The organism is Streptomyces sp. 4N124, from assembly GCF_052245395.1.
In the GTDB taxonomy this organism is placed as follows: Bacteria; Actinomycetota; Actinomycetes; order Streptomycetales; family Streptomycetaceae; genus Streptomyces.
Window position 1 is genome coordinate 255,517 of sequence record NZ_JBQQBS010000007.1, and the last position, 9,668, is coordinate 265,184.

At 67.5% G+C, this 9,668-nt stretch carries 7 protein-coding genes and 1 pseudogene; 7 read left to right on the forward strand and 1 reads right to left on the reverse strand.

Annotated features, from left to right (window positions below; all coding sequences use genetic code 11):
* Positions 1 to 176 precede the first annotated feature (176 nt).
* Both ACTWQO_RS10175 and ACTWQO_RS10180 read left to right on the forward strand, forming a co-directional pair.
* Positions 177 to 1,646: an APC family permease gene (locus ACTWQO_RS10175; protein WP_443236885.1), complete on the forward strand. Its 1,470-nt coding sequence runs from the start codon at positions 177 to 179 to the stop codon at positions 1,644 to 1,646.
* Between the two features lie 61 nt (positions 1,647 to 1,707).
* Positions 1,708 to 3,663: a primary-amine oxidase gene (locus tag ACTWQO_RS10180; protein WP_443236886.1), complete on the forward strand. Its 1,956-nt coding sequence runs from the start codon at positions 1,708 to 1,710 to the stop codon at positions 3,661 to 3,663.
* 19 nt (positions 3,664 to 3,682) lie between these two features.
* Here ACTWQO_RS10180 and ACTWQO_RS10185 read toward each other — a convergent pair whose 3' ends face one another.
* Positions 3,683 to 4,390 carry an IclR family transcriptional regulator gene (locus ACTWQO_RS10185; RefSeq protein ID WP_443236887.1) on the reverse strand — a complete coding sequence of 236 codons (708 nt, stop codon included), beginning with the start codon at positions 4,388 to 4,390 and terminating at the stop codon, positions 3,683 to 3,685.
* Between the two features lie 143 nt (positions 4,391 to 4,533).
* Here ACTWQO_RS10185 and ACTWQO_RS10190 point away from each other — a divergent pair, with 143 nt between their 5' ends.
* The 5 genes and pseudogenes from ACTWQO_RS10190 to ACTWQO_RS10210 form a co-directional block, all read left to right on the forward strand.
* Complete coding sequence (locus ACTWQO_RS10190) at positions 4,534 to 6,033, forward strand: aldehyde dehydrogenase family protein (protein WP_443236888.1); 1,500 nt, start codon at positions 4,534 to 4,536, stop codon at positions 6,031 to 6,033.
* A 58-nt stretch (positions 6,034 to 6,091) separates the two neighbouring features.
* Positions 6,092 to 6,730 carry an NAD(P)H:quinone oxidoreductase gene (wrbA, locus tag ACTWQO_RS10195; RefSeq protein WP_443236889.1) on the forward strand — a complete coding sequence of 213 codons (639 nt, stop codon included), beginning with the start codon at positions 6,092 to 6,094 and terminating at the stop codon, positions 6,728 to 6,730.
* Between the two features lie 557 nt (positions 6,731 to 7,287).
* A complete protein-coding gene (locus ACTWQO_RS10200) occupies positions 7,288 to 7,851 on the forward strand; it encodes an MBL fold metallo-hydrolase (protein WP_443236890.1) in 564 nt (187 codons plus the stop codon).
* 128 nt (positions 7,852 to 7,979) lie between these two features.
* Positions 7,980 to 8,456, forward strand: a complete 477-nt coding sequence (locus tag ACTWQO_RS10205) for a hypothetical protein (RefSeq protein ID WP_443236891.1) — start codon at positions 7,980 to 7,982, stop codon at positions 8,454 to 8,456.
* Positions 8,457 to 8,552: 96 nt separating this feature from the next.
* Positions 8,553 to 9,521, forward strand: a pseudogene (locus ACTWQO_RS10210) (IS5 family transposase); the annotation flags it as partial.
* Positions 9,522 to 9,668: the final 147 nt, after the last annotated feature.

A 9,668-nucleotide genomic window follows, 5' to 3' on the forward strand; every position in this document is an offset into this window, starting at 1 on the left:
CCATCCCGCATTCCTCCCTGGTCAACCACCGTCCCCGCCGAAGGACTTCGGCAGGGGGCGGTCCCATTTGTGTCCGCCGGGCCTTGACACCCACCACAAGCCACAACACGATGTGCTCTCAACAAACGTACACCGTGTACGAATAGCGCACAGCGGTGAACTGGAGGCTGATCGGGATGACAAGCCCTGATCGCACCACCCTGGCCCAAGGCCGCCTGTCACTGATCGGCGTCCTCACTCAATCGCTCGGCTTCATGGGACCGGTCTTCTCTGTCGCGGCCCTTCTGCCCCTGGTCGTGGGCCTGTCGGCCACGGGACGCGGCGCCGGCGTCGCCACCCCGATCGCGATCGTCATAGCCGGCATCGGCATGTGCGGCGTGGGATGGATCATCGCCCAGTACGCGAAGCGCATCCATCTGTGCGGCTCTCTCTACGAATACGTGAGTGACAGTGCCGGACCTCGCATCGGCGTGATCGCCGGATGGCTCTACTACGGAGCCATGCTGGTTCTGGGTGCCTCGACGTATCTCGTCCTCGGCGGACTCACGCAGACATGGCTCAAGAGCGCCCTGTCCGTGGACGTGCCGTGGTGGCCGCTGTCCCTGATGTACGCCGCCGTCACCTCAACGATTCTCGTGGTCGGCGTTCACGTCTCGATCCGGGCGCAACTCGTCCTCGCCCTGGGCGCCATGGTCGTCGTCCTCGTCTTCTCGCTGGTCATCATCTTCCGCGGCGGCCAGAACGGCGGAAGCTGGTCCGCCGAACCCTTCAATCCCTTCGCCGTGGGGGGTCTGAATCTTCTCTTCGGCGTGCTGTACGGCATCAACATGTTCATCGGCTTCGAGTCGGCGGCCAACCTCGCCGAGGAGACCTCGGATCCCAAACGCCATGTGCCGCGGGCGGTCATGCTCTCGCTGATCATCGTCGGCGTCTATTACGTGGTGGTGGCCTACGCGCAGGTCATGGGTTTCGGCCTCGACGCGGACGCGTGGAAGAACAGTGTCTTCCCGCTGGAGAAGCTCTCGTACGGTGAGGAGTTCGGGTCTGCCGCGTTCGGAAACATCCTGGCCGTCCTGATCATTCTCGACATCCTCGCGGTGGCGATCGGAATCGGCGTCGCATCGACTCGGGGAATGCTCTCGATGGCCCGCAGTGGCCGACTGCCTTCGAAGCTGGCTGTTCTGCACCACCGCTTCCGTACCCCTGTGTGGGGCGCCGCGCTGCTGGGCGCCGTATCGTGCGTCGCCATCATCGGTGTGCACGTGGGGGGCGACCGGATGTTCGGACAGGCGGCCGGGCAGCCACGATGGTCGTCGGCGTTCGGCTGGATGGCCGGCTTCGGCGGAACAGGGATGGCGATCATGTATCTCGTCGTCGGTGCCGCGGGCGTGAAGGGCCTCTGGAACCAGGTCAGCCGCACCAAACTGCTCATCGCGGGAAGCGCCGGTGTAGCGGTGGCGTCCGGCGCTGTGTTCGGCGCGGTCTACAAGGCGGCCAGCCCTCTCGACACCGTTCCCTGGGCTCTGCTCATGTGGGTGGCCCTGGGCGCGGTCTGGTCCTTCTTCGCGCTCGGCCGCTCCTCCCGTCAGGGAGAACCCGTGACGGACCGGGCGGCGGAAGACACCACTGAAGTGACCCCACTCTGACGACGACCAGAACCGCCCCTCACCTCACCCTTCACCGCCGATGCCATCAGGAGGAAAGGCAGTGACCACCACCATCACCACCACGGCACACCCGTACGATCCGCTGACCGCCGAGGAGATAGAGAAGGCCGTCGGTGTGGTGCGTGCCAGTCACCGTCAGCGGCGGGCGATGAAATTCCCCCTGGTGCGGCTTGACCTCCCGGACAAGGAGCGGGTGCGGGCGTACGACCCCTCGCGCCCGATCCCCCGCGTGGCCTTCCTCGTCGTCTACGACCCCGAGGCCAGTGCCATGTTCGAGGCCCGGGTCGATCTCACCGGCGACACCCTGGTCTCCTTCAAGCACCTCCCGGGCCTGCAACCGCCCATCATGATCGACGAGTTGATGGCACTCGACGAAATCATCAAAAATGACCCGGCCGCCGTGGAGGCCCTGGCACGGCACGGAGTCGACGATCTCTCGCAGGTGCAGTTCGACCCCTGGTCGACCGGCACCCTGCCGATCGAGGGGGTGGACGCGCGACGACGGGTGATCCGCGCGACCGCGTACATCCGGCACTTCACCGCGGACAACGGCTACGCCAGGCCCGTAGGGAACCTCGTCTTCGTCATCGACTGCGACGCCCGTTCGGTGGTGGCCATCTCGGAGGGGGATCCGCTGCCGCTCCCGCCGGAGAGCGGGAACTACGACCCGGGCAGCGTGGGCCCGCTGCGCGACGACCTCCGCCCCATCGAGATCACCCAGCCCGAAGGCCCCTCCTTCACGGTGTCCGGCAACGTCATCGAGTGGCAGCGATGGCGGCTGCACGCCCACATCGACGTGGTGGAGGGCCTCGTCATCAGCGATGTCTCCTACCTGGACGAGGGGCGTCGCCGCTCGATCGTGCACCGGGCCGGCATCAGCGAGATGGTGGTGCCCTACGGCGACACCAGCGACGACTTCTACTTCCGGAACGTCTTCGACGCGGGCGAATACAGCCTGGGGAAGACCGTGGGGTCGCTCAGCCTCGGATGCGACTGCCTCGGGGAGATCCGGTACCTCGACGCCGTTCTCGCCGACGAGTCGGGCACCCCGCACACCATCACCAACGCCATCTGTCTGCACGAGGAGGACTACGGAATCCTCTGGAAGCACTGGGACTTCCGCTACGTCGAGCAGGCGGAGGTCAGGCGTTCCCGGCGTCTCGTCGTGTCGTCGATCCACACGATCGGCAACTACGAGTACGGCTTCTTCTGGTACTTCTACCTCGACGGGACGATCCAGTTCGAAGCCAAGCTGACCGGAATCGTCCAGACGCGGGCCGTGGCTCCCGGCGAGAAACCCGCCTACGGAACGCTCGTGGCGCCCCAGTTGGACGCGCCGAACCACCAGCACCTGTTCAACATGCGACTGGACATGGAAGTCGACGGGCCGCGCAACACGGTCGTGGAGGTCGACGCGGTGGGTCTGCCGATGGGGCCGGACAACCCGTACGGAAACGCGATCGTCGCCCGCCGCACGGAGATCACCAACGAACGTGACGGCCGCAGGATGTGCGATCCCCTCACCGCTCGCACCTGGAAGATCACCAATCCCGGTGTGCGCAACCGCTTCGACGAGCCCGTCGCCTACAAACTGGTCCCCTTCGTCGGCCCGACGCTGCTCGCCGCCCCCGAAAGCGATCTGGCACGACGCGCCGAGTTCGCGCGGGCGCATCTGTGGGTGACCCGGTACAGCCCGGACGAAGTGCACGCGGCCGGCGACTACCCGAACCAGCACCCCGGGGACGGGATCGGCAGGTGGATCGAGCAGGAGCGCGATCTGGCCGACACGGACGTGGTGCTCTGGCACACCTTCGGTACCTCGCATCTGCCACGGCCGGAGGACTGGCCCATCATGCCGTGCGAGTACGTGGGGTTCGCGTTGAAGCCGGTCGGGTTCTTCGACCGCAACCCCTCGCTGGACGTGCCGCCCCCGGTCGGGCATGGCGCGAAGAGCTGTCACTCCGCACCGGAGCAGGGGGACGGGCACGGCGAGTGACCTTGGCGAGCGTGGGGCGCTATCGACTGACCGCTTCCGGGCCGGCCGCGCCGACCAATTGGGTCGCGGCCGTCCCGGCGGCCTCCGTCACCAGATGGGGAACCTGGTCGTCGACGAGCTTGAGGCCGAGTTGCACCACTCCGAGGCTCGCGGTCGACCAGTCCGAGACCCGGAGGGGGGCCGCGATGCCGATCGCACCTTCCTGGATCGAGCCCACGCTGACGGCGTAGCCGCGACGACGGGCCTCGCGGACGTCGTCGGTGTCCTCGTCGCTCTCCGGCCTGCCGGCGAGGATGGCGATGCCGTCCGCGCCGATGGTCAGGGCGTGCCGGGCGCCTTCCCGCATGGCGAGGTGCATGGTGGAGTTCGGCGGCTCCGCCGTCAGCAGGATCAGGGCCTGGTCGCCGTCGGCGACGCTCAACAGCGCCGTGCTGTTGGTCTGTTCGCTGAGCCGTCGCAGAATCGGCAGGACGGTGGCCTGCAGCCGTGGTTTGAGTTGCCCGGCCAGTTCGGCCACGCCGAACCCGAGGATGTATCGCGTGCCGATACGGGCGACGAGACTGTGCGCCTCCAGCGTGCGCAGAAGACGGTAGACGGCCGCCCGGGCGATGCTCAGCCGCTCGGCGAGCTCCGCCGCCGTGAGACCGTCGGCGTTCCTCGCGAGCAATGACAGCACCGTCAGCCCACGGTCAAGAGTCAGGGACGTTTCCCCGCCGTTCGCCGCCACGATCTTCTCTCGCCTCCTGCCTTTTTGTGCCGCACATCATGTCACGGCGGTCAGAACGGTCGTATGACGCGGACCCCTTGACCCGGCGTCACCCTCGTCCCTATGGTTTCGAATATCGTCCACATAGAACGGTAATCGTACTCATGCTAGCACGCGCAGAAGCCGAACAGCTGGTCAGCACGGTTCCGACGGAGCCCTACTTCGCCGGGCGATGGGGCAGCGGTCAGAGCACCGACACCTTCGACGTGATCGACCCGGTGACCGAACGACGGCTCACCACCGTGGCCGCCGCCGGGGCCCGGGACGTAGACGAGGCCGTAACCCACGCCCGGTCCGCGCTGGATGAAGGTGAGTGGGGGAGAACGGACGGAAGCGCCAGGGCGCTCCTGCTGCACCGTCTGGCCGATCTCATCGAGGCCCGGAGCGAGGAGTTCGCGACGCTGGAGTCGCTGGACATCGGCAAGCCCGGCTTCGAGCCGCGGGCCATCGACCTGCCCCAGGCGATCGGGACCTTCCGGTACTTCGCCGGCTGGGCCGACAAGCTGGAGGGCCGCTCCGTCCCGACGTCCCCGTACATGGGTCGGCCCACGCACAGTTACACCGTGCGCGAGCCGGTCGGGGTCGTCGCGGCCATCACGCCCTGGAACTCGCCGACCATGATCGGATCATGGAAGATCGCGCCCGCGCTCGCCGCGGGGTGCGCTGTCGTCCTGAAGCCTCCGGAGGACGCGCCCCTCACCTCTCTTCTCCTCGCGTCGCTGATCGACGAAGCCGGCTTCCCGGCCGGGGCGTTCAGTGTGCTTCCGGGGCTCGGAGCCGTGACGGGCCAGGCGCTCATCGATCACCCGGGGGTGGACAAGATCTCGTTCACCGGAAGCCCCGAGACGGGATACAAGGTGGCCGTGGCGGCCGCGAAGGGATTTCGGCGTACGACCCTGGAACTCGGCGGCAAGAGCCCTCAGATCGTCTTCGGGGACGCCGATCTGGACGAGGCCTCGCAGGGAGTGGCGGTCGGAATCTTCGCCAATCAGGGCGAGGTGTGTGCCGCGGGCAGCCGCATCCTGGTCGCTCGTTCCGTGTACGACGAGTTCGTCGAACGTCTGCTGGCGCGTGCCCGCGACATCAAGGTCGGTGACCCCTTCGACGAAGACACCACGATGGGCGCGTTGATCAACGCACGGCAGCTGGAGCGCGTTTCGCAGTACGTCGCGGCAGGAATCGACGACGGCGCCCGCCTGATCGCCGGGGGCGGCCGACCGGACGGCAAGGGCTTCTTCGTCGAACCGACCCTGTTCGCCGACGTCGACAACACCATGACGATCGCCCGGCGAGAGATCTTCGGGCCCGTGGGTGCGATCATCGCGTTCGACACGGAGTCGGAGGCGGTCGCGATGGCCAACGACAGCGATTACGCGCTGGCCGCCACCCTGTGGACCTCCGACGTGAGCAGGGCGCATGTGGTCGCTCGCCGAGTGCGGGCCGGGGCTGTCGCGATCAACGGCTGGGCGCCCCTCGACCCCCGCCTGCCGTGGGGCGGTTCCAAGCTCAGCGGTCACGGGCGGGAACTTGGCTGGGCCGGTATCGAAGCGAACACCGAGGAGAAGACGGTCACCGCCGTTCTCTCGTACGCACCGGACAAGTGAACCGGCGCCAGGCGGCGCCTACTTCGTCATCGAGCATCATCCCTGGGAGGGGTTTTCCGTGTCAGCACACGTGTTGGTCGTCTACTACAGCGCGACGGGGTCCGTGCATCGGCTGGCGAAGGCAGTGACCGAAGGAGCTGAATCCGCGGGCGCCGAAGTACGGCTCCGCAGGGTCGCTGAACTCGCCCCCGCCGAGGCGATGGCCGCGAACCCGGACTGGGGCAAGCATCACCAGGAGACGGAATCGACCGTCGAGGTGGTCGAACTCGCCGACCTGGAGTGGGCCGACGGTTATGCCTTCGGCACACCGACGCGTTACGGCGCCCCGGCGGCGCAGCTGAAGCAGTTCATCGACACCGCCGGAAGTCTCTGGCAGGAGGGGAAGCTGTCCGACAAGCCGGTGACGACCTTCGTCTCCTCGGCCGAGCAGCACGGCGGCCAGGAGTCGACGATCCTGTCGCTGAACAACGTCTTCTACCACTGGGGCGCGGTCATCGTCCCGCTCGGCTACACGGACGACATCGTCTACGCCGCCGGTGGCAACCCCTACGGAACATCGTGGCCCGCAGGATTCCCCTCGACGGCCCCGGACGAGGTCACGCTGGATTGCGCCCGTTTCCAGGGAGCCCGGTTGGCGCGGTTCGCGACACTGCTCGCGGTGGACAGGGCGGCGCCGGCGTCCGCCGCACAGGGCTGAGCGGGCACGTCGGGACGTCGACTCTTCGCCGGGCGTGGCGGAGAGACGTCGGCGTGGGAATGCGGCCCCGTCGCGGTGAAGTGCCGCCCCGCGACGGGGCCCGCCCGTGTTCACACGGATTCGACGTCGCTGCTGGCGAGCTGCGCGCAGACCTCCGGCCGCTTGCGGCGGATCCGCATCGCGAGGACCGCGCCGATCGCGAAGACGACCGGGCTGAGCGTGACGACTGGAACGGTCGGAAAGAGCTTTTACTGAGAGTCGTTCGGTAAGTTCGCGTGACAGCCGCGGGCGGCCGTGCCGCCGCCCGGCGGGGAGACGTACGAAGAGGAGCCCCGTGCCAAGGCCGCGCACCCCTCTGCTGGACCGCTGGCGCATCGGCACGGCGGCGCCCGTGCCGGCCCTGACGACTGGGACTCGTCACAGCCCTGGGAGCAGGGAGAAGGCCGCCGAATGCCTGTTGATCGCCGACCAAGCCCTACTCACCGGCTTGCGGGCGCTCCTATCCCGGTGACCGGCTCGTACGGCCCCACACCACACCCATCCCCGAGGAGCCCCTCATGACCGCTGCCTTCCACGTCCTGACCACCGGCTACGCCGACACGCGGGTGGCCGGCACCGTCACCCTGCTCGTCGACGGCGAGACGGTGGCGATCGCCGATCCCGGCATGGTCGCGGACCGCCGGCTCATCCTGGACCCGCTCGCGGACCACGGACTGACCCCCGAAGACGTCACCGACGTGATCTTCAGCCACCACCATCCGGACCACACGCTGAACGCGGCCCTGTTCCCCGAAGCCCGCTTCCACGACCACATGGCGATCTACCAGAACGACATCTGGGAGGACCGCGATGCCGACGGATACCAGCTGTCGCGGTCGATCACGCTCATGACGACCCCCGGCCACACCGCCGAGGACGTCAGCACCCTGGTCAGGGCCTCCGAGGGCCTGGTGGTCCTGACTCATCTGTGGTGGACCGCCGAGGGACCGGCCGACGACCCCTTCGCGCCCGACCGCGAGCAACTGCGGGCGGCCAGAGAGAAGGTCCTGGCCCTCGGCCCGGCGCTGATCGTGCCGGGACACGGCGCACCGTTCGTGCCGTCGGCGTCGACGCCCGTCTAGGCCGCGTTTGGAGTCGTGATCCCTATTGCGATGTGCTCGTGTTGGTCGATACTCGCGGTATGCAGATGGTGGTCCACCCCGAGTCAGGTTTGAGCAAGGCCACTTGGACGGAGCGGGACCTTGACGCGATGTCGTTTGACTCGTGCCAGATCCACGCCCTCGCCGTCACCGACGACGAGGGCCCGCCCGACGACCTGACCCCCGAGGAATTCCTCGAGCAGGACGACATCGATGACACCGCACCGTCGGCCCTGCAACTGCACCTCGACCTCGATTACATCGTGCGCCGGGTCGAGCCGCCGCCGCCCTGGCGGGACGTCAAGTTCTGGGTCTCACCGGCCACGCTGGTCTTCGACTGCATGGGGCCGATATCCGGCGACCTGCGCTCCATCCAGCTGCCGCTGCAAATGAGGAGGCTGCAACAGGTAGGGCCGACGCTCCCCCGCAGTGAGAGGCGGTGGTACCTGGAGGGCGCCGGCTTCCTCCTGAAGTTCAGCGCCTGGAGTTTCACCCTTCACCTGCGCCAACCGCCGCGATACGGCAGGCGAGTGCTACGGATGGCCGACCGCGGAGGGATCAGCTTCGAACCGCGCTCTTTCACCTAGGGCGTGTCTAGAGTTGTGAGGTTCAGTTTCGGTCCGGTGGATGCTGTCGGGTTGGTAGAACCCTGATGTGACCCGGCGCGAGTTGAGCGATGCTGAGTGGGTTTTGATCGAGCCGTTCTTGCCGATCGGGCAGTTCGGTCCTTATCCCAAGCGGTTGCGTGAGCAGTTCGCGGGTGTGATCTGGCGGTTCCGGACTGGGAGCCAGTGGCGGGAGATGCCCGAGGAGTTCGGCGCTTGGCAGACGGTGTACGACCGGTTCACGCAGTGGCGGGACGCTGGGGTGTTCGCTGCGTTGATGGACGGGATGATCGCTGAGGCTGCCGCCCGCGGTGAGACGGATCTGTCGCTGGTCAGCGTGGATTCCACGGTGGCCCGGGCGCACCACGACGCGGCCGGGATGATCGTGGATCCGGCGGTGCTGGCGGCGCTGGAGCAGGCCGTGGCTGAGGAAAAGGGGCGGCCGATACCGGGCAAATCGGTCCGCTGACCGAGCAGGAACAGGCACGCCAGGACGAGCGGGCCGAGCGTCGACGAACCCGGCGCCGGCATCGCGCCCGGCTGAGGCCGGCTGCATTGGGACGCTCGCGCGGCGGGCTGACGTGCAAGGTCCATCTGGCCGCGGACCGGCGCTGCCGTCCGCTGGCGTTCGTGCTCACTCCCGGACAGGCCGCCGACAGCCCGCGGTTCGTGCCGGTATTGGAGAAGGTGAAGGTACGCGGGCCCATCGGGCGTCCACGCACCCGCCTGGACGCGGTGGCCGCCGACAAGACGTACTCCTCTCGGGCCAACCGCGCCTACCTGCGCAGACGAGGGATCAAGGCGGTCATCACGGAAAAGGTCGACCAGGCAGCCCACCGTAAGCAGCGCGGAAGCGCCGGCGGCCGACCGGTCGCCTTCGACGCCGGACAATATAAGGACCGCAACACCGTGGAGCGCTGCATCAACAAGATCAAAGCGTGGCGTGGCCTAGCCACCCGATACGACAAGACACCCGACAGCTACATGGCGGGACTTCAGCTTCGCGGATCAATCATCTGGATCTGCAGCCTCCGCCCCGCCACATGAACGCAACTCCAGACAGGCCCTAGTACTGCAACGGTGGTTGTCGTGACTGCTGGCCAGGTCGTTCGTTGGTGTGGTTATGGGTGGGGACCTTGCTGATGTCAGGCTGTGGGCGGGTGAACTGGCCGCTCTGCATGAGCGGTTCGTGCA